General features: G+C 71.4%; 22 protein-coding genes. 6 read left to right on the top strand and 16 right to left on the bottom strand.

The genetic code is table 11. From position 1 onward, the window contains the following. Positions 1 to 103 precede the first annotated feature (103 nt). From HNP84_RS39515 to HNP84_RS39485, 7 genes are read right to left on the bottom strand one after another with little or no spacing between them, the layout of a single operon-like run. A complete protein-coding gene (locus HNP84_RS39515) occupies positions 104 to 1,891 on the bottom strand; it encodes a thiamine pyrophosphate-requiring protein (protein WP_185055173.1) in 1,788 nt (595 codons plus the stop codon). Positions 1,892 to 1,933: 42 nt separating this feature from the next. Next, positions 1,934 to 3,328 (bottom strand): NAD(P)/FAD-dependent oxidoreductase, encoded by a 1,395-nt coding sequence (locus tag HNP84_RS39510; protein ID WP_185055172.1) that lies wholly within the window; start codon positions 3,326 to 3,328, stop codon positions 1,934 to 1,936. Positions 3,329 to 3,341: 13 nt separating this feature from the next. Further along, the gene (locus HNP84_RS39505; RefSeq protein ID WP_185055171.1) at positions 3,342 to 4,127 is read right to left on the bottom strand and encodes an ABC transporter permease; all 786 of its coding nucleotides are present in this window, start codon (positions 4,125 to 4,127) and stop codon (positions 3,342 to 3,344) included. Then, on the bottom strand, positions 4,124 to 4,975 hold the full coding sequence (locus tag HNP84_RS39500; protein WP_185055170.1) for an ABC transporter permease: 852 nt from the start codon (positions 4,973 to 4,975) through the stop codon (positions 4,124 to 4,126). The genes HNP84_RS39505 and HNP84_RS39500 overlap by 4 nt, the downstream gene beginning before the upstream one ends. 6 nt (positions 4,976 to 4,981) lie before the next feature. Further along, positions 4,982 to 6,226, bottom strand: a complete 1,245-nt coding sequence (locus HNP84_RS39495) for an ABC transporter substrate-binding protein (protein ID WP_185055169.1) — start codon at positions 6,224 to 6,226, stop codon at positions 4,982 to 4,984. 8 nt (positions 6,227 to 6,234) lie between these two features. Then, a complete protein-coding gene (locus HNP84_RS39490) occupies positions 6,235 to 7,380 on the bottom strand; it encodes an ABC transporter ATP-binding protein (protein WP_185055168.1) in 1,146 nt (381 codons plus the stop codon). A 30-nt stretch (positions 7,381 to 7,410) separates the two neighbouring features. After that, positions 7,411 to 8,844 carry a gamma-aminobutyraldehyde dehydrogenase gene (locus HNP84_RS39485; protein WP_185055167.1) on the bottom strand — a complete coding sequence of 478 codons (1,434 nt, stop codon included), beginning with the start codon at positions 8,842 to 8,844 and terminating at the stop codon, positions 7,411 to 7,413. Between the two features lie 213 nt (positions 8,845 to 9,057). Here HNP84_RS39485 and HNP84_RS39480 point away from each other — a divergent pair, with 213 nt between their 5' ends. Further along, complete coding sequence (locus HNP84_RS39480) at positions 9,058 to 9,552, top strand: Lrp/AsnC family transcriptional regulator (protein ID WP_185055166.1); 495 nt, start codon at positions 9,058 to 9,060, stop codon at positions 9,550 to 9,552. Here HNP84_RS39480 and HNP84_RS39475 read toward each other — a convergent pair. From HNP84_RS39475 to speB, 3 genes are read right to left on the bottom strand one after another with little or no spacing between them, the layout of a single operon-like run. After that, complete coding sequence (locus HNP84_RS39475; protein ID WP_185055165.1) at positions 9,549 to 10,196, bottom strand: cyclase family protein; 648 nt, start codon at positions 10,194 to 10,196, stop codon at positions 9,549 to 9,551. The genes HNP84_RS39480 and HNP84_RS39475 overlap by 4 nt on opposite strands. 20 nt (positions 10,197 to 10,216) lie before the next feature. Then, complete coding sequence (locus HNP84_RS39470; RefSeq protein ID WP_185055164.1) at positions 10,217 to 11,767, bottom strand: purine-cytosine permease family protein; 1,551 nt, start codon at positions 11,765 to 11,767, stop codon at positions 10,217 to 10,219. Further along, positions 11,764 to 12,702, bottom strand: coding sequence for an agmatinase (speB, locus tag HNP84_RS39465; RefSeq protein ID WP_185055163.1), 939 nt, complete (start codon positions 12,700 to 12,702; stop codon positions 11,764 to 11,766). Before speB ends, HNP84_RS39470 begins: the two co-directional genes overlap by 4 nt. A 209-nt stretch (positions 12,703 to 12,911) precedes the next feature. Here speB and HNP84_RS39460 point away from each other — a divergent pair, with 209 nt between their 5' ends. After that, entirely contained in the window at positions 12,912 to 14,381 is a 1,470-nt protein-coding gene (locus tag HNP84_RS39460) for a PucR family transcriptional regulator (RefSeq protein WP_185055162.1), read from the top strand. A gap of 4 nt (positions 14,382 to 14,385) precedes the next feature. On the opposite strand, the gene HNP84_RS39455 is transcribed toward HNP84_RS39460, so the two are convergent. Further along, positions 14,386 to 15,054, bottom strand: coding sequence for a DivIVA domain-containing protein (locus tag HNP84_RS39455; protein WP_185055161.1), 669 nt, complete (start codon positions 15,052 to 15,054; stop codon positions 14,386 to 14,388). A gap of 102 nt (positions 15,055 to 15,156) precedes the next feature. On the opposite strand from HNP84_RS39455, the gene HNP84_RS55520 reads away from it, so the two are divergent. Together HNP84_RS55520 and HNP84_RS39445 are read left to right on the top strand one after the other, a co-directional pair. Continuing rightward, a complete protein-coding gene (locus tag HNP84_RS55520; RefSeq protein ID WP_281396415.1) occupies positions 15,157 to 16,176 on the top strand; it encodes an ABC transporter ATP-binding protein in 1,020 nt (339 codons plus the stop codon). After that, positions 16,173 to 16,871, top strand: a complete 699-nt coding sequence (locus HNP84_RS39445) for a hypothetical protein (RefSeq protein ID WP_185055160.1) — start codon at positions 16,173 to 16,175, stop codon at positions 16,869 to 16,871. The genes HNP84_RS55520 and HNP84_RS39445 overlap by 4 nt, the downstream gene beginning before the upstream one ends. 141 nt (positions 16,872 to 17,012) lie before the next feature. Here HNP84_RS39445 and rlmN read toward each other — a convergent pair whose 3' ends face one another. Beyond that, positions 17,013 to 18,206: a dual-specificity RNA methyltransferase RlmN gene (gene rlmN / locus HNP84_RS39440; protein ID WP_246519246.1), complete on the bottom strand. Its 1,194-nt coding sequence runs from the start codon at positions 18,204 to 18,206 to the stop codon at positions 17,013 to 17,015. A 44-nt stretch (positions 18,207 to 18,250) separates the two neighbouring features. On the opposite strand from rlmN, the gene HNP84_RS39435 reads away from it, so the two are divergent. Next, positions 18,251 to 19,333 (top strand): suppressor of fused domain protein, encoded by a 1,083-nt coding sequence (locus HNP84_RS39435; protein ID WP_185055159.1) that lies wholly within the window; start codon positions 18,251 to 18,253, stop codon positions 19,331 to 19,333. Between the two features lie 10 nt (positions 19,334 to 19,343). Here HNP84_RS39435 and HNP84_RS39430 read toward each other — a convergent pair whose 3' ends face one another. Further along, positions 19,344 to 20,150, bottom strand: a complete 807-nt coding sequence (locus tag HNP84_RS39430) for a phosphatidate cytidylyltransferase (protein WP_312926775.1) — start codon at positions 20,148 to 20,150, stop codon at positions 19,344 to 19,346. Positions 20,151 to 20,469: 319 nt separating this feature from the next. On the opposite strand from HNP84_RS39430, the gene HNP84_RS39425 reads away from it, so the two are divergent. Continuing rightward, entirely contained in the window at positions 20,470 to 20,838 is a 369-nt protein-coding gene (locus tag HNP84_RS39425; protein WP_185055214.1) for a hypothetical protein, read from the top strand. A 101-nt stretch (positions 20,839 to 20,939) separates the two neighbouring features. Here the strand turns inward: HNP84_RS39425 and frr are convergent, their stop codons facing one another. The 3 genes from frr to tsf all read right to left on the bottom strand — a co-directional run bounded on the left by frr (position 20,940) and on the right by tsf (position 23,204). After that, positions 20,940 to 21,497 (bottom strand): ribosome recycling factor, encoded by a 558-nt coding sequence (gene frr / locus HNP84_RS39420; RefSeq protein WP_185055157.1) that lies wholly within the window; start codon positions 21,495 to 21,497, stop codon positions 20,940 to 20,942. 59 nt (positions 21,498 to 21,556) lie between these two features. Further along, positions 21,557 to 22,252 (bottom strand): UMP kinase, encoded by a 696-nt coding sequence (gene pyrH, locus HNP84_RS39415; protein WP_221337335.1) that lies wholly within the window; start codon positions 22,250 to 22,252, stop codon positions 21,557 to 21,559. 118 nt (positions 22,253 to 22,370) lie between these two features. Continuing rightward, on the bottom strand, positions 22,371 to 23,204 hold the full coding sequence (tsf, locus tag HNP84_RS39410) for a translation elongation factor Ts (protein ID WP_185055155.1): 834 nt from the start codon (positions 23,202 to 23,204) through the stop codon (positions 22,371 to 22,373). Between the last annotated feature and the right edge of the window lie 101 nt (positions 23,205 to 23,305).

Genomic DNA, 23,305 nt, shown 5'->3' with positions numbered 1-23,305 from the left:
ACGGAGAAGGGTGTACACGCAGCGACCAAAGTCGGTGGGGCACGGCTACCGGCGTCTAGCGGCTGCGGGTCCAACGGCTACCCGGGTCACCGGCCGCGCGGATCTAGCGGTGCGGCAGGAACTCCTGGGCCTTGGTGCGCGCGCCCTCGCGGATGACGCCCCAGGCGTCGGCGTCGCCGCGCAGCAGGGCCTGGGCGGTGTCCTTCATCTGCTCGAAGTCCGCGTGCGGCGGGATGGGCGGCACGTCCGGGTCGCACCGGATGTCCAGCACGGCGGGGCGGCCGGCGGACAGCGCGCGGTCCCAGGCGGGCGCGATCTGCTCAGGCTTGTCCACCTCGATGCCGTCCAGGTCGAGCGAGCGGGCGAAGGCGGCGTACGACACCTCCGGCAGGTCCTGGGTCTCCGGCACCCGCGGCGAGCCGCCCATGGCGCGCAGCTCCCAGGTCACCTGGTTGAGATCGTTGTTGTGCAGCACGGCCACGATCAGCCGCGGGTCGGCCCAGTCCTGCCAGTAGCGGCGGATGGTGATCAGCTCGGCCAGGCCGTTCATCTGCATCGCGCCGTCGCCCATGAGCGCGATGGCGGGCCGGTCGGGGTGGGCGAACTTGGCGCCGATCGCGTACGGCACTCCGGCGCCCATCGTGGCCAGGGTGCCCGACAGCGACCCGCGCATCTCGCCGTGGAAGCGGAGCAGCCGGGCGTACCAGTTGGCGGAGGTGCCGGAGTCGCTGCACACGATGGCGTTCTCGGGCAGCCTCGGCGACAGCTCGTGGAAGACGAGCATCGGGTTGACCGGGTGCGCCTCGACCTTGGCCTGCATCTCCATGGTGCGCCACCAGCGCGCGACGCTCTCCTCGATGCCGCGCCGCCACGGGCCGTGCTCGCGCTGCCGCAGCCGGGGCAGCAGCTCGCGCAGCGTCATCGCCGCGTCGCCGACGAGGTTGACCTCGCTCGGGTAGCGCATGCCGATCATGTGCCCGTCGTTGTCGATCTGCACCGCGCGCGCCTGGCCGAACTCCGGCAGGAACTGGACGTAGGGGAAGTTGGACCCCACGATGATCAGGGTGTCGCAGTCGCGCATCATCTCGTACGTCGGCCGCGTGCCGAGCAGCCCGATCGCGCCGGTGACGTACGGCAGGGTGTCGGGCAGCACGTCCTTGCCGAGCAGGGCCTTGGCCACCCCGCCGCCGGTCATCTCGGCCAGCCGGATCACCTCGGGGACCGCCCTGCGCGCGCCCTGGCCGATCAGGATCGCGACCCGCTCCCCCGCGTTGATGACCTCGGCGGCGCGGTCCAGCTCGCGATCGGGCGCGCGGGTCAGCGGCGCGACGTAGCCCGGAGGGCTGGAGGGGATGTTCTTGAACGCGTGCTCCGGAGGCCGGTACTCCTCCTCCTGCACGTCGGCGTGGATGATGACCGCGGTGGGGGCGCGCCGGGCCATCGCGGTGCGCATGGCGCGGTCGAGCACGTTGGGAAGCTGGGCGGGGTGGCTGACCACCGCGAGGTAGTCGCTGGCCACATCCTTGAACAGCGACTCCAGGTCGACTTCCTGCTGATAGCTGCCCCCGATCGCGGTGCGCGCGGTCTGGCCGACGATCGCCACGACGGGCACGTGGTCCAGTTTGGCGTCGTACAGGCCGTTGAGCAGGTGGATCGCGCCCGGCCCGGTGGTGGCCATGCACACGCCGACCTTGCCGCTGAACTTGGCGTAGCCGACGGCGGTGAGCGCGCCCATCTCCTCGTGGCGGGGCTGGACGACGGCGGGGCCCTCGGCCCTGCCGATGGCGGCGACCAGGCCGTTGATGCCGTCTCCCGGATAGCAGAACAGGTACTCCACGTCCCACTCGCGGAGCCGTTCGATCACGTGGTCGGCGACCTTCATCTTCGACATCCCACGCGGCTACCCGCCGCCGACGAGCCATAACGCGCCGGGTCAGGAGTCGAAGCCCAGCCCCAGCCGGTCGAGCGTGCGCAGCCACAGGTCGCGGCGGCCCTCACGGGCGTCGGCGCGGGCGATGGACCTGCGGGTGAGCTGGATGACGCCCGAGCGCAGCGGCTCGGGCGGGAACGGCACCGGCTTCTCGCGCACCATGCGGAGCCGGGTGCGCTCGGTCTCGGCGCCGTCGAGCAGGTCGAGCAGCACGTCGGCGGCGAAGCGCGAAGGGCCGACGCCCGCGCCGGTGTAGCCCGCCGTGTACGCCAGCCGGCCGCCGTGGGCGCGGCCATAGAAGGCGCTGAACCGGGTGCACGTGTCGATGATCCCGCCCCACCTGTGGGTGAAGCGCAGGTGGGCGAGCTGCGGGAACGTGGCGTAGAAGTGCCGGGCCAGGGTGGTGAAGGTGGCGTCGCGCTGGTCGTGCTCCGGGCGGATTCTGCCGCCGTTGTAGTACACCGCGTCGTAGCCGCCCCACAGGATGCGGTCGTCGGCGGTCAGCCGGTAGTAGTGGAACAAGTTGCCCGAGTCGCCGACGCCCTGCCGGTTGGCCCAGCCGACCGCGGCCAGGTCGGCGGCCGAGAGCGGCTCGGTGACCAGCGCGTAGTCGTACACGGGGACGACGAACAGGCCGAGGCGGCGCAGCAGCGGCGGGAACGCGCCGGTGCCGAGCACCGCCCTGGCCGCGCGCACGGTGCCGTGCCGGGTGGCCAGGGCCAGGCCGGTGCGGGTGCGGGTGATCGAGCGCACCGGCGTGCGCTCGTGCACCCGTACGCCCAGCGCCCGGCACGCCTCGCGCAGGCCCCAGGCCAGCCGGGCCGGGTCGAGCATGGCGCAGGCGTCGCGCTCCCAGTAGCCGCCGGCGTACGTCGGCGAGTCGATCTCGGCGCGTACCGCGTCGCGGTCCAGCTCCTCGAAGCGCGCGCCCAGGACCCGGGCGACCTCGGCGGTCTCGCGCAGCCCGTCGAGCTGCCAGGGGGCGGTGGCGACGTGCAGCTCGCCGGTGCGCTCGAAGGCGCACTCGATGCCGTAGCGGGCGACCGCGCGCTCGATGCCGTCCAGGTTCTCCATGCCCAGGCGGTGCAGCACCGCCAGCTCGGCCGGCCAGCGGGACAGGCCGTTGTCCAGGCCGTGGGTGAGCGTGGCCATGCAGAACCCGCCGTTGCGCCCGGTCGCCGCCCAGCCCACCCGGCGGGCCTCCAGCAGCACCACGTCCAGCGACGGGTCACGCTCCTTGGCGCGCAGCGCGGTCCACAGCCCGGTGAACCCGCCGCCGACCACGGCCAGGTCGGCGCTCGTGGTCGCCGGCAGCGGCTCGCAGGGCTCGGGCCGGTCGGCCCGGTCCAGCCAGTACGGCGTGCGCGCCGCGTCCGCGAGCCCTTTCAGCACGTCCACGTCTCCCCCGCCGCTAGGCCCGCCGCCGTGCGGTGACCGAGTTCACCACCGCGATGGCCACGCCCACCATGAAGATCATCGTGCCCAGCACGTTGACCTGCGGCGGGATGCCGATGCGCACCGCGCCGTAGATCCACAGCGGGAAGGTGACGGTGGCGCCGCTGGTGAACTGGGTGATCACGAAGTCGTCGATCGACAGCGCGAAGGCGAGCAGGGCGCCGGAGATCACGCCGGGCAGGATCATCGGGAACGTCACCCGCCAGAAGGTCACCCACGGCGTGGCGCCCAGGTCGCGCGCGGCCTCCTCGATCGAGGGGTCCAGGCCGACCACCCGCGCCCGCACCGTCACCGCCACGAACGACAGCGAGAACAGCACGTGCGCGATCACGATGGTGACGTACCCGGTCTCCAGGCCGACGCTGATGAACAGCGACAGCAGCGAGGCGCCCATGACCAGCTCGGGTGAGGAGATCGCGGCGAACATCACCAGGTTGGTCGCGCCCTGGCCGCGGAAGCGGTGCCGGCCCAGCGCCAGGCCCATCAGCGTGCCCAGGACCGTGGTGATCAGCGTGGCGAGCAGCGCGATCGTGATCGAGTTGCTGACCGCGTTCACCAGATCGGGGTAGTCGCCGAGCCGGCCCCACCACTTGAGCGTGAAACCCTGCCAGGAGACGTTCGACTTGCTCGCCGTGTCGTTGAAGCCGAACACGATCATGACGACGATCGGCGCGAGCAGCCACAGCAGCACCAGCCACACGTAGCCGAACAGCAGCCGGTCGCCGATCCCTCTGGTCCTCATCGGGCCGCCGCCTCCAGCACGTTCTCGGTGCCCAGCGCGCGGGCGTAGGCGAAGATGCCGATCAGCATCGCCGCCATCAGCGTGAACGACAGGGCCGCGCCGACGGGATAGTCGTTGTTGACCAGGTACTCCGTCTGGATGATGTTGCCGATCATGGTGTTCTCCGGCCCGCCCAGGATCGCCGCGTTGACGTAGTCGGAGGTCATCGGCACGAACGTCATCAGCACCCCGGCGAACACGCCGGGCAGCGACAGCGGCAGCACGATCTTGGCGAAGGCGACGGCGCGCGGGGCGTACAGGTCGCGGGCCGCCTCGATCACCGTCGGGTTGACCCGCTCCAGCGCCACGTAGATCGGCAGGACCATGAACGGCAGGTAGTTGTAGACCAGCCCGCCGATCACCGCGGCCGTGGTCTGCAGCAGGTGGAAGTCCTCACCCACCAGCCCGGCCGACTTCAGCGGGCCGAGCACGATGCCGTCGTCGGCGAGCAGGAACTTCCACGACACCGTGCGCAGCACGAAGGAGACGAAGAACGGCAGCAGCACCAGCAGCAGGTACGTCGCCTTGCGCGAGCCGCCCTTGAAGGCGATCCAGTACGCGACCGGATAGGCGATGAGGATCGAGATCACGGTGCCCGCGAGGCCGTAGCCGACCGAGCGCAGGAACTGGGTCTGGTACTGCGCCAGCACCTCGCCGTACGTGGCGAAGTGGAAGGTCTGCACGAACCCGTTGACCACATCGCCCTCCTGGGTGGAGACCGAGGCCATGAAGACCATCGGCACCACCAGGAAGACGAGCAGCCACAACCCGCCCGGCAGCACCAGCAGGTAGGGGGTGAGGCGCCGCATCGCGCGCTAGCCCTGCGTGATCGGCTGGAAGAGGTCCTCGAACTGCTTCTCCTCCGCCGTGGTCAACGTCTTGTACGAGCGCAGCCTGGCCTGGTCCTCCTCGGAGGGGTAGATCAGCGGGCTGTTCGCCACGCCCTCCAGGAACTCCTTGTCCTCGCCCTTGGCCTTGGCGGCGTCGGCGAGCACCAGCTCCTTGGTCGCCGGGACCGGGGTGATGTAGTTGATGTACTCCACCAGCATGGTCGCGATCTCGGGCTTGTAGACGAAGTCCATCAGCTTCAGCGCATCGACCGGGTTCTGCGCGGTCTTGGGGATGCACATGTTGTCGGTCCAGATCGTGCCGCCCTCCTCGGGCACCACGAACTTCAGGTTCTTGCCCTCGGCGACCTGCTGGAAGATGTCGCCGGACCACGCCATGGTGATCCACACGTCGCCGCGGGCCAGCGCGTCGACGTAGTCGTTCTCGTAGTACTTGCGCACCAGGCCGGCGTCACGCTGCTCCTGGAGCTTGGCGGCGGCCTTCTGCCAGTCGGCCGGGCCCGACTTGTCGGGGTCGATGCCCAGGGCGAACATGCCGAAGTTCGCGACCTCCTGGGTGTCCAGCATCATGCCGATCTTGCCCTTGTACTTCGGGTTCCACAGCTCCTGGATGCTGGTGATCTCGCCGTCCACGTACTCGGGGTTGTAGGCGATGCCGGTGACGCCGATCGTCCACGGGATGGTGTGGGTGTTGTTCGGGTCCCAGATCGGGTTCTTCACCTTGGGGGCGGCGTTGGCGGCGAAGTTGGGCAGTTGCTTGTGGTCCAGCGGCAGCAGGTAGCCCAGGGCCAGCGCCCGGCTGAGCTGGATGCCGTTGGTCATCACCATCAGGTCGTAGCCGATGTCCTGATTGGCGGCGAGGAGCGGCTGGATCTTGCCGAACCAGGTGGAGTTGTCCTGGATCGCCTCCTGGTAGGTGACCTTGATCCCGGTCTCCTCGGTGAACTTGTCCAGCGAGGGGTAGTCCTTGCCGTCCTTGTCGATGTAGAGGGGCCAGTTGGCGAACCTGAGCGTGCCGTTTTGCTTCTTGCCGGTCCAGAAGTCGGCGACGGCGCTCGGGCTGGGCGCGGCGGCCCGGCGGCCCTCAACGCCGCAGGCGGCCAGGGCGAGCCCGGCGGCGCCGAGGCCGGCGATGCGGAACGCGTCACGCCGGGAGACCCGGCGGCTCTGGGTCATGCCGCGGAGGAAGGCGGGGTTGGTGCGAAGGTCCATGGGGCGGTTCAACTTCCAATCGCGTAGGAGTGCTGCGGCTGCCAGGACAACCACACGGAGTCACCCCGCTCCGCGGTCGTGGTGCTGTCGTGCGCGTTCTGCTGGAAGACGGTCATCTCGGCGACGTCGCCGAGCTTGACCGCGTAGCTGTTGTAGGTGCCCAGGTAGACCACCTCGGAGACGGTGCCGCGCACGGCGCTGACATCCCCCGCCGGCTCCTCGGTGGAGATCGTGATCTTCTCCGGGCGCACGGTGACCGCGACCGCGTCTCCCGGGGAGTGCCCGGCCGCCTCCACCAGGACCCGGCCGTGCTCGCCGAGCGGCAGCACGGCGAAGCCGCCCGCGATCCGCTCCACGGCGCCGTTGAGCAGGTTGGAGGTGCCGATGAACCCGGCGACGAACGCGGTGGCGGGCCGCTCGTAGATCTCGCGCGGCCCGGCGAGCTGCTCCACCAGGCCGTCGTTCATGACCGCGATGCGGTCGCTCATGGTCAGCGCCTCGCTCTGGTCGTGCGTCACGTACACGAACGTGATGCCGACCTCGCGCTGGATGCGCTTGAGCTCGATCTGCATGGCCTGGCGCAGCTTGAGGTCCAGCGCCCCCAGCGGCTCGTCCAGCAGCAGCGCCCGGGGGTTGTTGACCAGGGCGCGGGCCAGCGCGACGCGCTGCTGCTGCCCGCCGGACATCTCCCTGGGCCTGCGTTTCTCCCGCCCGGTGAGATCGACGATCTCCAGCATCTCGCCCACGCGCCGCCTGATCTCGGCCTCGGGGACCTTCTTGCGCCGCAGGCCGAAGGCGACGTTCTCCCACACGTCCATGTGCGGGAACAGCGCGTAGGACTGGAAGACCATGTTGACGTCGCGCTTGTTCGGCGGCACGCCGGTGACGTCCTGGCCGTGCAGCCGCACGCCGCCGCGCGTGGGCTCCTCGAACCCGGCGATCATGCGCATCGTGGTGGTCTTGCCGCAGCCCGACGGGCCGAGCAGGGAGAAGAACTCGCCTTCGGCGATGCTGAGGGACACGCCCCGCACCGCCTGGACGGTCTCGCCGCGCGCGACGTACTCCTTGACGACCCCGTCGAGTTCGATGGCGGGCACCGGGGGGAGTGCGGGGGCGGCGGTGGCCGCCCCCGTGCCCGCCTGGGTTTCGCTCATGTGCAGGCTATCCCTCTTCTTACGGTCAGCTCATTCGCCGATGTAGTGCATGACGTGCTTGACCCTGGTGTAATCGTGCAGGCCGAAGACCGACAGATCCTTGCCGTAGCCCGAGTGCTTGAAGCCGCCGTGGGGCATCTCCGAGACGAACGGGATGTGCGTGTTGACCCACACCACGCCGAAGTCGAGCCGGTTGGACATCCGCATCGCGCGGCCGTGGTCGGAGGTCCACACCGAGCTGGCCAGGCCGTACTTGACGCCGTTGGCCTTGGCCAGCGCGTCGGCCTCGTCGGTGAAGGTCTGCACGGTGATGACCGGGCCGAAGACCTCGGTCTGGATCATCTCGTCGTCCTGGCGCAGGCCGTCCACGACGGTGGGGGCGAAGAAGTAGCCCTTGTCGCCGACCCGCTGCCCGCCGGTGACCACCTTGGCGTGGCCGGGCAGGCGCTCGAAGAAGCCCTCGACCCGGGCGAGCTGGCCTGCGTTGTTCAGCGGGCCGTACAGCGCCTCCCCGTCGGACAGGTCGCCCGTACGCGTCGCCGCCGCGGCCTCGGCCAGGGCGTCCACGAGCGCGTCGTGCGCGCTCTCCTGGACCAGCACCCGGCAGGCGGCCGTACAGTCCTGGCCCGCGTTGTACAGGCCGGCCTCGGCGATCGAGGCGGCCACGGCCTTGATGTCCTTGACGTCGTCGAACACGACGACCGGCGCCTTGCCGCCCAGCTCCAGGTGGACCCGCTTGAGGTCGTCGGCGGCGGTCTTGGCGACCTGCATGCCCGCGCCCACCGAGCCGGTGATGGCCACCATCTGCGCGGCCGGGTGGCCGACCACGAGCGCGCCGGTGCCGCGGTCGCCCACGACGACGTTGAACACGCCGGGCGGCAGGATCGCGCCGCAGATCTCGGCCAGCTTCACCGTGGAGACCGGGGTGGTGTCGGACGGCTTGAGCACGATCGTGTTGCCCGCGGCCAGCGCCGGGGCGATCTTCCACACCGCCATCATCAGCGGGTAGTTCCACGGCGTCACCTGGCCGACCACGCCGATGGGCTCGTGCCTGATCACCGAGGTGTGCTCGGCCAGGAACTCCCCGGAGGTCGGGCCCTCCAGCGTGCGCGCGGCGCCGGCGAAGAAGCGGAAGTGGTCGGCGGCGGGCGGGATCTCGTCCTCGCTCATCCGGGCCAGCGGCTTGCCGGTGTTGCGGCACTCGGCCTGCACCAGCTCCTCGGCGTGGGCCTCGATCGCGTCGGCGATCTTCAGCAGCAGCGTGGCCCGCTCGCCGGGCGTGGTCCGCCCCCAGCTCTCGAACGCGGCGGACGCGGCGGCGTAGGCGGCATCGACGTCGGCCTGACCGGAGATCGGGGCCTCAAGGTAGGCCTCCCCGGTGCACGGGTCGATGACGTCCGAGAACCTGTCGCTCTTGGCGTCAACGAGCTGCCCGTTGATGTAGTTCTGCAGACGGGTGGTCACGCTGACCTCCTAGGTGAGGTGGCTGAACATGCCGTGACGTTGCGGCGACTCTGACAGAGAGAAGGCATCACGACAAGGGATTTCGTGGCGAAGATACCAAATTGCTACGGAATCGCTTGACACTGTCGGTGTAGCTGACACTATGTCGCATCAGGGCCGCAACACACAGGCAACCCAGAGGCAACAGCGGCCTGATAGAGAGGACCATCGACGATGACGACTCCGCCCAAGGTACGCCAGAGCGCTGACGCCAGGCCGGGCGCCGTCGTGCTCGACGACCTCTCCAAGCGGATCATCGAGCAGCTCCAGGAGGACGGGCGCAAGCCGTACGCCGCGATCGGCAAGGCGGTCGGCCTCTCGGAGGCGGCCGTCCGGCAGCGCGTGCAGCGCCTCCTCGACGCGGGCGTGATGCAGATCGTCGCGGTCACCGACCCGCTGACGCTCGGCTTCCCGCGCCAGGCCATGATCGGGATCAAGTGCGAGGGCGACCTGGAGATGGTCGCCGACGAGCTGGCCTCGATCGACGAGATCGACTACGTCGTGCTCACCGCGGGCTCGCTGGACATCATGTGCGAGGTGGTGTGCGGCGACGACCAGCACCTGCTGGACATCCTGGGCAAGATCCGCGCGATCCCGACCGTGCGCGCCACCGAGACCTTCGTCTACCTGAAGCTGCGTAAGCAGACGTACTCCTGGGGCACTCGCTAGTCCTCGCCGATCCTGGCGACGGCGCGCACCGGCGCGCCGTCGGCGGCGGCGAGCCGAATGGGGAACATGGAGACCTCGATCGGCCGGCCCCGCTCCTGCGCCTCGGCCAGCACGTCCAGGTTGCGCAAGTTCTCGCCGATCACGACGTGCGCGCCGCACAGGATCGCGTGCGCCGGGAACTCCTCGGCCGGGGTCGGGTCCACGCTGAGCGCGTCGATCGCGACCGTGCGCACCCCCGCCTCCACGATCAGCGCGGCGGCCTCCGGGGTCAGGTACGGGTGAGCCAGGTACTCCTGCTCGCCCCAGTGCCGCGCCCAGCCGGTCGCGATGAGCAGGACGGCCCCGGCGCGGGCGTACGGGGCCACCGCCTCCGGGCCGATGGGCGCGCGCGGCCCGAGACCGCGCGCGTCGGCCACCGTGGCCGGCCCGGTGAAGCGCTCCAGCGGGAGCGCGTCGAGGTCGGGCAGCCCGTCGCCCACGTGGTACGGCGCGTCCACGTGGGTGCCGGACTGGGAGCCCAGGTGCAGGCCGAGGACGTTCACCCCGTCGTCCGCCACGGTCAGCGCGGGGCGCACGACCACCTCCGGGTCGCCCGGGTAGACGGGCATCCCGGTGACGATCGGCACCGACAGGTCAACGAGCATGCCGCAACCGTCTCACACCCTCATGCCGTCGTGGGCTCCTTCAGCGCGCCGCCCACGATGGGCGGCACCGGGGTCTCGGCCGCGCGGACCAGGCGCGGGCCCTGCGGGCCGTACACCGCCCTGGGCTCGGGGAACAGGGCGAGCAGCAGCAGGTACAGCACCGCCGCGACGGCCAGGCCGAGCGGCAGCGAGACGTCCACGCCGCCCGCGAGCCCGCCCAGCGGGCCGACGAACTGACCGGGGATGTTGGTGCAGGCGATGGCGAGCGCCGCCGAGATCAGCCAGGCCGACATGCCCCGCCAGTTCCAGCCGTGGCTGAACCAGTAGCGCCCGCCGCGCTGGCGGCGGTTGAACACCTGCAGCGCCTCCGGGTCGTACCAGCCGCGCCTGGTCAGGTAGCCGAGCATCATGATCACCATCCACGGGGCGGTGCACGTGATGATCAGCGTGGCGAAGGTGGAGATGCTCTGGGTCAGGTTGAGCGCGAAGCGGCCGGCGAAGATGAACGCGATCGACAGCGTGCCGATGAACACCGTCGCCTGCACCCGGCTGAAGCGGGGGAACACGCTGGAGAAGTCCAGGCCGGTGCCGTAGAGCGAGGTGGTGCCGGTGGACATGCCGCCGATCAGCGCGATCAGGCAGACCGGCAGGAAGTACCAGCCCGGCGAGATCGCCAGCAGGCCGCCCACGTAGTCGGGCGCGGCCGGGTCCACGTACGGCGCGGCCTTGGTCGCGATGATCGAGGCGGTGGCCAGGCCGAAGAAGAACGGCAGGATCGTGGCGATCTGCGCCAGGAACGCCGCCGCCATCACCCGCGAGCGCGGGGTCGCGGCCGGGATGTACCTGGACCAGTCACCCAGGAACGCCCCGAACGACACCGGGTTGGACAACACGATCAGCGCGGCGCCGATGAAGGACGGCCAGAACAGGGGGTCGGCGGTGGAGGCGAACGCGCCCGGGTAGGAGGGGTCGAAGTCGCCGGCGAAGGCGAACAGGCCGAGCACGAACAGCAGCGACGCCGCCGCCACGGCGATCTTGTTCACGAACAGCATGAACCGGAACCCGTACACGCACACGACCAGCACCAGCACCGCGAAGATCGCGTACGCGACCGCGTGCGACAGGTCGCCGTCGGGCAGCCCGGCCAGCCGCGCCGCGCCGCCCACCAGGGCGTCGCCGGAGGACCACACCGAGATCGAGAAGAACGCGATGGCCGTGAGCAGCGACAGGAACGAGCCCACCACCCGCCCGTGCACCCCGAGGTGCGCCGAGGAGGAGACCGCGTTGTTGGTGCCGTTCACCGGCCCGAACACCGCCAGCGGGGCCAGGATCAGCGCGCCGACCACCAGGCCGAGCACGGTCGCGGCCAGCCCCTGCCAGAACGAGAGCCCGAACAGGATCGGGAAGGCGCCCAGCACGCTGGTCGCGAAGGTGTTGGCGCCGCCGAAGGAGACGCGGAACAGATCCAGGGGCCGGGCGGTCCTGTCGGCGTCGGGGATGCGCTCGACGCCGAACTTCTCGACCTCCGTGATCGGCGGCGCCTCCCTGGCGCCCGCGGTGACGTCCGTCATTGCTTCTCCTTCATCGCCAGCAGGCTGATCAGGTCGTAGGCGACGTGCGCCGCGGCCACCGCGGTGATCTCGGCGTGGTCGTAGGCGGGCGCGACCTCCACCACGTCCGCGCCGACCAGGTCCGCGCCGGCCAGGCCGCGCAGGATCTCCAGCAGTTCCCTGCTGGTCAGGCCCCCGGCCTCGGGCGTGCCGGTGCCGGGCGCGTGGGCGGGGTCCAGGACGTCGATGTCCACCGAGACGTACAGGGGGCGTCCGCCGATGCGCTGGCGCAGCGCGTCCACGACCTCGTCCACGCCGCGCCGCATCACGTCGGCGCTGGTCACGATGCCGAAGCCGAGGCGGCGGTCCTCGTCGAGGTCGGACTTGCCGTACAGCGGGCCGCGGGTGCCGACGTGGCTGACCGCCTCGGTGTCGAGCAGGCCCTCCTCCACCGCGCGGCGGAAGGGGGTGCCGTGCGTGTACTCGGCGCCGAAGTAGGTGTCCCAGGTGTCCAGGTGCGCGTCGAAGTGCAGCAGCGCCACCGGGCCGTGCTTCCTGGCCGCGGCGCGCAGCAGCGGCAGCGCGATGGTGTGGTCGCCGCCGATCGTGACGAGGGTGGCGTCGATGCTCTCGGCGGCGTGCTGGATGGTCTCCACGGCCTCCCCGATGTCGAACGGGTTGCACGCGATGTCGCCCGCGTCGGCCACCTGCACCTGGGCGAACGGAGAGACGTCCAGCGCGGGGTGGTACGGCCGCAGCAGCCGGCTCCCCTCGCGTACCGCGGCCGGGCCGAACCTGGCCCCCGGCCGGTACGACACGCCGCTGTCGAACGGGACCCCCACCACCGCGACGTCCACGTGGTCCACCTCGTCGGTCCGGGGCAGGCGGGCGAACGTGGCGGGTCCGGCGAACCGGGGCACGCGGGAGGAGTCGACGGGCCCTCGGGGCTCGCTCATCGGGGTGGCTTCCTTTCCGGTTGTCGGACGCGGCACGCCGTACCGTCGCCGTCGAGGGAAGGAGGGGGAACCGGGAGGACGGCGCGGCGCGCGGTCATCATGGGCACGACCTGCAGAGGGACCAGGTCGTGCCCGCTTGTCCTGCCAGTCTGCGTGCCGCCCTCCGCATCCGGCAACTGGTGTCGTCACGAACGGATACCGTGTGTGTTGTGGCCGAACACAAACTGACGGTGGAGGATCTGATCCGCTTCCCGGCCCTGCAACTCCGGGTGATCGCCGGGGAGGCCGGGCTGTCGCGGTCGGTTTCGTGGGCCCACGTGAGCGAGCTGGACGACCCCACGCCCTGGCTGATGGGCGCTGAGATGATCATGACGACCGGGGTCGCGGTGCCCCGGTCGGCGGCCGGGCAGCGGGCGTACCTGCAGCGGCTGGACGACGCGGGCGTGTCGGCGCTGGCGCTGTCCGCGCAACTGCACGTGCCGCCGCTGCACCAGGCGTTCTTCCAGACCGCCGAGGAGCGCGGCATCCCGGTGCTGGAGGTGCCGCTGACCGTCCCGTTCATCGCCATCGCGCAGGAGGTCGCCGCGGCCGTGCAGGAGGACGCGCGGCAGCGGCTGGGCGCGCAGCTCCAGGTGTTCGGCGCGCTGCGCTGGCTCACCGCCGAAGACCTCGACACCGGCACGCTGTTCAAGCGGCTGGAGCGGCTGTCGGGCTACGAGGTCTACCTGTGCACGCCGCAGGGCCGCCCGCTGCTCCCGGGCGTGCCGGTGCCGCCCGACCTCGGCGTGCTGCCCACCTCGGCCGACCCGCCGCCGACCATCCCCGGCGGGTTCCTGCTCCCGGTGCCCGCCCCCGGCGGCCCGGCCGGGTTCCTGGTCGCCTTCGAGCGCGAGGGCGCGCGGCCCGCCGGCCTGGCCGTGGCCCAGCACATCGCGACCGTGGCCGCGCTCCAGGTCGCCATGGCCCGGCACGAGCGCGAGTCGCTGCGCCGCGAGGGCGCCGAGACGTTGTCGGAGATGCTGCAGGACGTGCTCGACCCGGTGCTCGCCCGCCGCCGCCTGCTCCGCCTCGGCCTGGCCGGCGACGGCGCCGAACTGCTGCTGTTCGTGGTACGCCGCGCCGGCGACGACGCGCTCGTGCGCGCCCTGCCCGACCACCCGCACCTCATGCTGCGCCGCGGCGAGGACCGCTACGTCCTGGCCGCCGACACCCCCGGCGTACGCGAGGCGCTGGCCGGGGTGCCCGGCATCGCCGCGGGTGCCAGCCGCCCGTTCGCGCCCGGCTCCTCGCTCAAGGTGCCCCAGCGCGAGGCGCTGTGGGCGGTCTCCCGGGCCGCCGAGTCGGGCCAGCCCCTGGTCCTGTACGGCGACGACACCACCGGCCGCTGGCTGCCCGACGACCCCGGCGTGCTGTCCGGCCTGGTCGAGCACGTCCTCGGCGAGGTGCTGCGCTACGACGCCGAGCACGGCACCCGGCTGCTCGCCTCGGTGCGCACCTGGATGGAGCGCGACCGGCGGGTGGACGAGGCGGCGCGGGCGCTGCACGTGCACCCGAACACCCTGGCCTACCGGCTGCGCAGGTTCGGCGAGCTGACCGGCCGCGACCTGGCGTCCTCGGGCGACTTCGCCGAGATCTGGCTGGCGATCCGCGCCGCCGCCCAGCTCGGGCTGATCGACTGACCCCTCACTCCGCGGCCTGACGGTGCTCCAGCACGCCCGCGATGTCGGCCAGGAACCCGTCCACCTCGCTGATCAGGTAGCCGGGGCGGAACAGCACCGTGGGGAACCGCGCCGTACGCACCTCCTCGGCCGTCACCGGGTGCTCGGTGGTGCCGCGCAGGGTCGCCACGATCCGGTCCAGGAAGGCGTCCACCTCGTCCTCGTCGTAGCCCATGCCCAACCGGCCCGCCCGGAACGCCGCCCGCTCCACCCGCGCCGCCTGCGTCTCGAACCACGCCTCGGCCAGCGGCTCACCGCCGTCGGGCTCGGGCCCGGCCTCCAGCACGGCCGGGTCGAACCGCCCGGCCGGCACGTCAATGGGCGCGATCACGGCCCGCCGCGCCCTGACACCGGGAACGCCCGGGGACGCCGTGGAGACCGCGGATGGAGCGGGCGGAGTCGTCTCCCGCCCTCGGGTCTCGATCGCGACGATGAACGCGTCGAGCGCGTAATCGACCGCGGTCTCGTTGTAGCCGCCGAGCCTGCCGCGGAACTTGGCGGCGCGGATCTCGTCGGCGGTCACCGGCGGGCCCTCCAGCGTGCCGCGGCCCAGCGTCGCCTCGATCCTCCGGACGAGCGCGTCGACCTGCTCCTGGTCGTAGCCCATGCCGAGCACGCGTGGAAACCGGTTCACGCCCGTAACCTTTCGTTCCCGTCGCCGTACCTCATTGTGGATCGCGCGACCGGCGAAAGCGAGACATGAACCTTACGCCAGACCCGATACGCTCGGTCCCCTATGCGCCTGACCAACGTGTCGTTCCGCTACACCAGGCGAGGTCCCTGGGTGCTGCGGGAGGTCGGCCTGGACCTGCGTCCCGGCGAGATCGTCGAGGTCACCGGCCGCAACGGGGCGGGGAAGTCCACCCTGCTCAAGATGCTGGCCGGGGCCCTGCGCCCCACCACCGGCTCCGTCACCGGCCGCCCCGCCGTCGTCGGCTACGCGCCGGAGACCTTCCCTGTGGAGCAGCCGTTCACGGTCGCGGCCTACCTCGCCGCGATGGCCCGCATCCGCGGCGTCCGCGACGGCCTCGGCGACCTGCCCGAGCGCCTGGGCATGACCGCCCTGCTCGGACAGCCGCTCCGCGACCTGTCCAAGGGCAGCGCGCACAAGGTCGGCCTGGCCCAGGCCCTGCTGCCCCGCCCCGGCCTGCTGATCCTGGACGAGCCGTTCGCCGGGCTCGACACGCACACCATGGCCGAGCTGCCGGTCATCATCGCCGAGGTGGCAGCCGCCAGCGGCATCGTCGTGGTCAGCGACCACCAGGGCGGCCTGCGCGGGGTCCCCTCGGTCCGCCCGGTCTCGGTGGCCGGGCACGCGGTGGCGGCGGGACGGCACGTGTCCACCTCGATCGTGGAGGTGCTGGTGGAATCGACGCGGGCCCAGGAGGTCGCCGCCAAGCTACGCGCCGAGGGCTACGAGGCCCGCGTCAGAGGCGGCACCACCGAACCCCCGCCCGACGAACCCACACTCACCACCGAACCCCCGCCCGACGAACCCACACTCACCACCGAACCCGCCGCCACCACCGAGCCCACCCTCACCATCGAACCCCCGCGCGGCGGGCCCACACGCGGCGAGCCCCCGCTCGACGAGCCCGTGCCCACCGAGCCGAAGCCTCCATCGCAGGACCCACCTTCCACCGCGGCCGGCCGCCCGGGCGACAGCTACCCCACAGCCGCCCTCCCCCAGGCCGCGCGCCCCGCGCCCGGACCTTCCGGGAGCGTGGCGGACGCGGTGCGGGAGGGGGAGCGATGAGCGGCAGGTCCGCCGCGGGTGCGGCGATCTTCCTGGCCGGGTTCAAGCTGGCCGCGTACGCCCGCTCGCACCGCCTGTTCCAGCCGCTGATCGGGCTGATCGTGATGCTCGGCATCTTCTACGCGGTCGCCGTGCCGGCCGGGGCCGAGACCTCCTCCTACGCCGACTCCGCCGGGCTGCTGATCGTGGTGTTCGCCTGGGCCGCCCGCGGCCTGCTCGACACCGAGCCCGCCGAGCAGCGGCTCGTCTCCATGACCGCCGCGGGCTCCGCGGGGCGCGAGGTGATCGCCGGGCTCGTTGCCGCCGCCGCGGTCAACGCGGGCCTGGCCGCCGTCGCGGTCGGCACGCCGCTGTTGTACGGGTTCGCGGTCACGCCGGGCCCGGCGGTGATCCTGCAAGGGGCCGCGCTGCACGCGCTCGGCGCGCTGGTCGGCACCGCCCTCGGCGCGCTCACCAGCAGACCGGTGTTCCCCTCACCGGCGACCTCGATGCTCGCCCTGTTCGGCGGGTACGTCGGCCTGCTGCTGCTCAGCGCCACCCCTGCCGGGCGGGTGCTGGTGCCGGTGCTGGGCTGGATGCGCGCGGCGGGCGACGGCACCCTCACCGCGTCCTTCGCCGCGTTCGCGGTGCCGACGGTGCTGTGGTCGGCGGCGGCGCTCACGGCGTACGCGCTGCTGCGCCGCACCCGCCCATGACGCCGGCGACCGCTCGGCGGCGGGCTCACGGACCTGCCCATGACGCTTCCGGCGGCTACCCTGCGGCGGGCTGACGCACCCGCCCGTGACGCCCGCGACTGCTCGGCGGCGGGCTCACGGACCCGGCCAGGACGCCGGCGGCTACTCGGCGGCGGCGAGCTGCCCGCAGGCGCCGTCGATCTCGCGGCCCCGGGTGTCGCGGACCGTCACCGGTACGCCGTGCGACTCCAGGCGGCGCACGAACGCCCGCTCGTCCTCCGGGCGCGAGGCCGTCCACTTCGAGCCCGGCGTCGGGTTCAGCGGGATCAGGTTGACGTGCACCAGCTTGTTGCGGATCAGCCGGTCGAGCAGGTCGGCGCGCCACTCCTGATCGTTGATGTCCTTGATCAGCGCGTACTCGATGGAGACGCGGCGCTTGGTCTTGGCGGCGTACGACCAGGCGGCGTCCAGGACCTCGGCGACCTTCCACCGGGTGTTGATCGGCACCAGCGTGTCGCGCAGCTCGTCGTCTGGCGCGTGCAGCGACAGCGCGAGCGTGACCGGCAGGCCCTCATCGGCCAGCTTGCCGATGGCGGGGACCAGGCCGACCGTGGAGACCGTCACGCCGCGGGCCGAGATGCCGAGGCCGCGCGGCGACGGCTCCACGAGGCGGCGCACCGCGCCGATCACGGCCTTGTAGTTGGCCAGCGGCTCGCCCATGCCCATGAACACCACGTTGCTCACCCGGCCGGGGCCGCCCGGCACCTCGCCCGCGGCCAGGGCCCGCGCGCCCGCGACGACCTGCTCCACGATCTCGGCGGTGGACATGTTGCGGGTCAGCCCGGCCTGGCCGGTGGCGCAGAACGGGCAGTTCATGCCGCAACCCGCCTGCGAGGACACGCACATGGTGGTGCGGTCGGGGTAGCGCATCAGCACCGACTCCACCAGCGCGCCGTCGAACAGCCGCCACAGCGTCTTGCGGGTGGTGCCGCCGTCGCAGGTGATCTCGCGCACCGGGGTGAGCAGCGACGGCAGCAGCTCGCCGGCCAGGCGCTCGCGGGAGGCGGCGGGCAGGTCGGTCATCGCGCCCGGGTCGTGGGTCAGCCGCTCGAAGTAGTGCCGGGAGAGCTGGTCGGCGCGGAACGGCTTCTCGCCCAGCTCGGCGACGGCCGTACGGCGCTCCTCCATGGTGAGGTCGGCGAGGTGGCGGGCGGGCTTGGCGCGGCGCGGGGGCGTGAAGGTCAGCTTGCCGGGCTCGGGCCGGCGGCCGATCTCGACCGGCTGCGGCCTGCTGGTGCGTTCCCCGGCGCTTCCGGCGACTGGCGACACTTCGTACACGCCCTCTCTCGGCATCATTTGTCCGGACACTCCATGGCCCGCGTGATCTAAAGTCCAGATGTATGGCGATATCGCGCCCGGCCGGCTCCTCGGATCACGACGACGGCCGTCGGTGGACCCCGGACGGCGCCGAGGTCGTGCTCACCGACACCAGCCCGTACGGCAGCCGCACACTGGTGGTCGAACGCGACGAGACGTCCTCAGTAGCTTACCTGTGCGCGCCGAGCGGACAGGTCCACGGAGCCGTCTGGCTGGCCAACCACGTCCCCGCCCCGCCCGTGATCGACCTCGCCCGGCTCAACGCCGGGCTGCCCCCGGTCATGCCGCGCGCCAACACCCGCCATCCCGAGGGGCGCCGCCCCCTGGGCGACATCGGCGTGCTGTGGTTCGAGGAGGGCGACGGCGCCGCCGTCTACGAGGACGGCGACCTGCTCGCGGTCATCCCCGGCTGGGCGGACCTCACCCGCAGCATGCCCGGGTACGCCCGCGACGCCATCGGGGAGACGGCCTTCGCCTGGGCCCTGGCCGAGGCCATGGAAGGGCTGGGGCCCCGGGTGGCGAAGGCGGCGGCGTACTGGCAGTGGCGGCGCGCCGACGGCGCGTGGGCGTCCTTCCAGCAGTTCGTCATGGGCCACCTGGACAGCCGGGTCGGCACGGCCGGCCGCTACTGGGACGGCAGCGGCGGGCGCATGCCGACGATCGGCATCACCGAGCGCCCGCCCGAGCGCGGCCGGGACTACACGATCGTCTCCACCGTCGGCATGAGCTGCCAGCGGATGCCCACGGTGGAGCAGTACATCGACCGGCCGGAGGCGTACGCGCGGGTCGAACTGGCCCTCGCCACCCGCGGCGACGCCCGCGAGGCTGCCCGCCTGTTCCTGTGGCTCGCCCAGTACCCCTGGCACTCGGTGACCTGGCTCGGCCACGGGCACACCGCCAAGTGGTACCACGAGCCGGCCACGTTCCCGATGGGCTCGGGCTTCCACGGGGTGCTGCTCACCGCCGACCCACCCGGCCTGCCCGATCTGAGCGGCTTCACCTTCGGCGGCGAGGCCGTACGGTGGCTGTGGCTGGCCCCCATCACCGAGCAGGAGCTCCAGGCCCCGGGCCCGCTCCACCTTCCGTCGGACCGCTACATCCGTTAGCCGCGCCCCGCTACACGAACAGGGTCAGCAGCACCCACACCGGGATCAGCGTCGCGACCAGCGAGTCGAGCCGGTCCATGAGCCCGCCGTGCCCCGGCAGGATCGAGCCGAGGTCCTTCAGCCCGAGATCGCGCTTGATCACCGACTCGATCAGGTCGCCGAGCGTGGCGAACACCACCGCGACCGCGCCGAGCAGGGCTCCCTGCCAGATCTCACCGTCCAGCAGCCAGGTCACCAGCCACGCGCCGACCAGCATGCACGCCAGCGCCGAGCCCGCGAACCCCTCCCAGGTCTTCTTCGGGCTGATCACCGGGGCCATCCTGTGCTTGCCGAACAGCACGCCCGCGGCATATCCGCCGATATCGCTGGCGACGGTGACCGCGATGAACACCACCACGCGCTCCCGCCCGTCGTCGGGCGCCAGCAGCAGGCCGACGAACCCGGCCAGCAGCGCCGGGTAGACCGCCGCGAGCACGCTGGCCGCGGCGTCCCGGACATAGTTCTCCTCACCTTGGAACATCCGCCAGGTGAGCAGCACGAACACCGTCAGCGCGAACGCGCCGACCAGCGACGCCGGCCCGCCCCAGTAGGCCCCGCCCAGCATCACCGCCAGCCCCGCGACCACCGGGATCGCGGGCACCTTGATCCCGCGCGTGGCGAACGCGTTGACCAGCTCGGTCACGCCGATGCCGACCGCCACCGCCACCACGACCAGGAACAGCGCCTTGACCGTGTACAGCGTCCCCACGACCAGCGCCCCGAGCCCCAGCCCGACCGCGATCGCGGCGGGCAGGTTCCGCCCGGTACGCCCACTCACCCCCGAGGGCCCGCCGTCGCCGTTGGAAGAGCCACCCCCGGATCCGGCCCCCCGGCCGTTCCCACCGGACGCGGCCCCCTCGCCGGACCCCCCGGAAGAGGCCCGCTCGCCATCGCCACCCGCAGAGCCCCCGGCGTTCCCCCCAGGAGAACCACCGTCACCGTCGCCACCTGCGGAGCCATCGCCACCATCCCCCCGGCCGGCAGAGCGCCCCCCATCACCGTCTCCGCCGAAACCCGCACCCCCGGAGTCGTTCTCGCCGGAAGAACCCCCGGCACCGTCCTCATCGGAGGGGACACCGTCGCCCTCGCTCACCGCCGTGCCACCGCTCCCCCCGTCGGCCGCACGCTCCCCCCGAGCCCGCGCACCGGACATACCCCTGCCCCCGGCGCCGAGCACCGGCTCGCCCTCAGAAGACCCGCCCCCGCCGGACGCCTCAGCCGAAGCCGGCGAACCCGATGCACCCACCGAACCCGACGAACCCCGCGAAGCCACCCCCGACGAACCCGACGAGCCCAGCGAGCCCAAGGAAGACGACGAGGACGAGGACAGCGAGGACGACGCAGATGACGAGGACGACGCGGACAGCGAGGATGACGAACCCGACGCGGATGACGAACCCGACGCAGATGGCGTGGATGACGAAGCCGACGAACCCGACGAGGTCGATGAACGCGACGACCTGTGACTTCCGGCGGCTGCTTCCAAGGGGGGTCCTAACTTTCTAACGCATGATCCTTGCACCACACGAAGGCGGCGCAAGGATCATGACCATGCCTGCGCTCGGGCTCAGACCTCGAGCAGCTCGCTCTCCTTGTGCTTGAGCAGCTCGTCGATCTTCGCGACATGCTTCTGGGTGAGGTCGTCGAGCTCCTTCTCGGCCCGGCGCACCTCGTCCTCGCCGGCCTCGCCGTCCTTGACGAGCTTGTCGAGGATCTCCTTGGCGTGCCTGCGTATGTTGCGCACCGAGACCCGGCTGCTTTCGGCCTTCGTCCGCGCGACCTTGATGTACTCCTTGCGGCGCTCCTCCGACAGCTCGGGGAACACCACCCGGATCACCTGGCCGTCGTTGCTCGGGTTCACGCCGAGATCGCTGTCGCGGATCGCCCTCTCGATCGCGCCCATGGCGCCCTTGTCGTAGGGCTGCACGATCACCATGCGGGCCTCGGGCACGTGGAACGAGGCCAGTTGCTGAATCGGAGTGGGCGTGCCGTAGTACTCGGCGGTGATCTTGTTGAACATCGACGGGGTGACGCGGCCCGTGCGGATGCCGGCGAAGTCGTCCTTGGCGACCGCCACGGCCTTGTCCATCTTTTCCTCGGCTTCGAGGAGGGTTTCGTCGATCACAGCGGCTCCCTATTTCCCTGCCTACAAGGGGATTTGCCCCCGTATGCCACGGGCTTGACTTACCTTGCCGGACTCACCAGCGTGCCGATCTTCTCACCGCGGACCGCCCGAAGGATGTTGCCATCGCCCATGAGGTCGAAGACCACGATGGGCAGTCCATTGTCCATGCACAGGCTGATGGCGGTGGCGTCCATGACACCGAGGCCGCGGGTGAGGACCTCGCCGTATTCGAGATGGTCGAAGCGTACGGCGTCGGGGTTCTTCCGCGGGTCGGAGTCGTACACCCCGTCGACCTGCGTCCCCTTCAGCAGCGCCTCCGCGCCGATCTCCAGGGCGCGCTGCGCAGCGCAGGTGTCGGTGGAGAAGAACGGTGAGCCCAGGCCGGCACCGAAGATGACGACGCGTCCCTTCTCCAGGTGACGGATGGCCCTGCGCGGCAGGAACGGCTCGGCGACCTGCTGCATGGTGATCGCCGTCTGCACACGGGTGTCGATGCCGCGCTTCTCCAGGAAGTCCTGGAGGGCGAGGCAGTTGATGACCGTGCCCAGCATGCCCATGTAGTCGGCCCGGGCACGGTCTATCCCCTGCTCGGAGAGCGCGGCCCCCCGGAACATGTTGCCCCCGCCCACCACGACGGCGACCTGCACGCCCTCCTGGACCGCCTCGGCGATTGAGTCCGCGAGCTTGCCCACGACCGTCGGGTCGATGCCCAGCGGCTCCCCGCCGGCGAACGCCTCGCCGGACAGCTTCAGCATCACGCGCTTCCAGCGCAGCGGGCCGGAATGCGACGAAACCGCCGACGTAGCGGGTTCGGTGTTGTCCTGCACGACGGCGGCCTCCTCGTCTGGAACTCTATCGGGGCTGGTAGTAAGACTAAGCCTGCCCCACCTTGTAGCGGACAAAGGCCAGGACCTTCACACCCGCTTCCTCGGCGACCTTGGCGATCGTCTTCTTCGGGTCCTTCACGAACGCCTGCTGCAGCAGGGTGAAGTCGCGGTACCAGCCGTTGATCCGGCCATCCACGATCTTCGGCAGGGCCGCCTCGGGCTTGCCCTCCTCGCGCGTCATCTGCTCGAAGACCGCGCGCTCCTTCTCCAGGACGTCGGCCGGGACGGCGTTCGGGCTGAGGTACTTCGGCGCCATCGCGGCGGTGTGCTGCGCGATGTCCTTGGCCACCTCGGCGTTGGCCTCGTCGAGCTGGACCAGCACGCCCACGGTCGGCGGGAGCTGCGGGTCGGTCTTGTGCAGGTACGTCCCGATGTACCCGCCCTCCAGCAGGGCGAACCGGCGGATCTCGATCTTCTCGCCGAGCGCGGCGTTCGCCTCGTCCAGCAGCTCCTTGACGGTCTTGCCGTCGATCTGGGACTCCAGCAGGGTCGGCACGTCGGCCGGGCGGGTGGCGATGATGTGCTCGACCACGGTCGCGGCGAGCTCCTGGAAGCGCTCGCCCTTGGCGACGAAGTCGGTCTCACAGTTGAGCTCAAGCAGCGCGGCGAGCGAGTCGCTGGGCCGGCTCACGGCCACCAGGCCGTTGGAGGCGGTGCGGGCCTCGCGCTTGCCGACGTCCTTCGCACCCTTGATGCGCAGGATCTCGATGGCCTTGTCGAAGTCGCCCTCGGCCTCCTCCAGCGCCTTCTTGCAGTCCATCATGCCGGCCGCGGTCAGCTCACGAAGCCGCTTGACGTCGGCCATGTTCACAGAAGCCATTGTCTGTCTTTCCCTCGTGGGATCGTCGTCGTCGTGGTGCGGTGGACGGGTTCACGCCCGCCCACCCGTTGGGAGCCTTGCTGGTCGCGGCGGCGCCGGAA

The organism is Thermocatellispora tengchongensis, from assembly GCF_014202315.1.
GTDB lineage: Bacteria > Actinomycetota > Actinomycetes > Streptosporangiales > Streptosporangiaceae > Thermocatellispora > Thermocatellispora tengchongensis.
The sequence above is the reverse complement of the archived record's forward strand: the minus strand, read 5'-3'. Positions and strand labels throughout refer to the sequence as shown.